The organism is Vibrio halioticoli NBRC 102217, from assembly GCF_000496695.1.
Classification (GTDB): Bacteria; Pseudomonadota; Gammaproteobacteria; order Enterobacterales; family Vibrionaceae; genus Vibrio; species Vibrio halioticoli.
In genome coordinates, this window is the sequence record NZ_BAUJ01000105.1 from 1 (window position 1) to 1418 (window position 1418).

General features: G+C 41.7%; 2 protein-coding genes. Both read left to right on the forward strand.

Features of this window, described 5'->3' with window-relative positions; translation table 11 throughout:
* Positions 1-548, forward strand: a 548-nt coding sequence (locus tag VHA01S_RS17715; protein ID WP_023405713.1) for a helix-turn-helix domain-containing protein, incomplete at its 5' end; no start/stop codon positions are given.
* A complete protein-coding gene (locus VHA01S_RS17720; RefSeq protein WP_156916982.1) occupies positions 455-1387 on the forward strand; it encodes an IS3 family transposase in 933 nt (310 codons plus the stop codon). The genes VHA01S_RS17715 and VHA01S_RS17720, both read left to right, overlap by 94 nt.
* Positions 1388-1418 lie beyond the last annotated feature (31 nt).

The window sequence follows — 1418 nt, forward strand, 5'->3', positions numbered from 1 at the left end:
CCCCCAATAGTTGGACACCGATTATTGGGGGTCTTTTTATGTCCAAATATAGCCGAGCATTCAAGTGTGCGGTCGCTAAACAATTTTTACTGGGTGAGTGTTCATCTCACGATCTTTCTCACACCTACTCCATTGCACCACCCATAATACGTTACTGGGGAAAAGTGTTTGAGATTCATGGTTCTGATTCGTTTAAGCCTCATGATTTTGCTAAAAATGCTCAAACCAAGTTGCATGCGTTAAAAAAAATGTGGACGAATGGCTGGTCTATTAACCACACTAGTGCGGTATTAAATTTTTCCTCCCCTGGAACACTCTCCGTTTGGCTTAAACAGTACAAACAATATGGTATTCAGGGGCTTGAACGTAGCAGAGGACAACCACCAATGAGTAAGCACCCTTTTATCAAACAAAAAAGTGATGATGAAAAGACGCTAGAGGAGCTAAAAGAGGAATTAGCCTACTTACGAGCCGAGAATGCTGTTCTAAAAAAGTTAGAGGAGCTGGAGCAGGAAAAGCATCGCCGAACAAAGAAAAAGCGAACGTAGCTCTAGCTCTTAAAAGCCGTTATCCACTAAAATACCTCTTGCATGCCTTAAAATTAGCGAGAAGTATTTTCTATTATCATGCTAAGGCAGATAACGACACCGAACAGTATCAAGATGAAAAGGATCTAATAGGGCAAATTTACCATGAGCATAAAGGCAGGTATGGGTATCGTCGTATTCACTTAGAGCTACGAAGACAGGGTGTTATGCTTAACCACAAAACGGTTCAACGGCTCATGGGTCAACTAGGCTTGAAGTCTACCGTCAGACCAAAACGGTACAGCTCTTACAAAGGAGAAGTGGGGACTGTGGCCCCTAATGTTCTTGAACGAGACTTTGAAGCGACGAAGCCAGATGAGAAGTGGGTAACGGATGTCACTGAGTTTAAAGTTAAACAGCAGAAAGTCTATCTATCACCCATCGTTGATCTGTTCACACAGGAAGTTGTGGCTTATAAGGTCGCAAAAAATGTACGTCTACCTCTGGTAACTGACATGTTGACAGATGCGGTTGCGACTTTAGATGAAAACGCTAAACCAATCGTTCATAGCGATCAAGGGTGGCAATATAGGCATAAGAAATATCAGAAAAAACTATCTGAAAGTGGCTTAACGCAGAGCATGTCACGGAAAGGAAACTGTCTAGATAATGCAGTTGCAGAGAATTTCTTTGCCTTGCTGAAAACAGAAATGTACCACAACCAGTACTTTGAAGATGCCGATGATCTGATAGCTCATATTGACGAATACATCGAGTACTACAATACCAAACGAATTAAAGTGAAATTAAAAGGCCTGACTCCGATAGAGTATCGAAATCAGGCCTTGAAAGCAGCTTAACAGAAATGTCCAACTTTAAGGGGTCACTTCA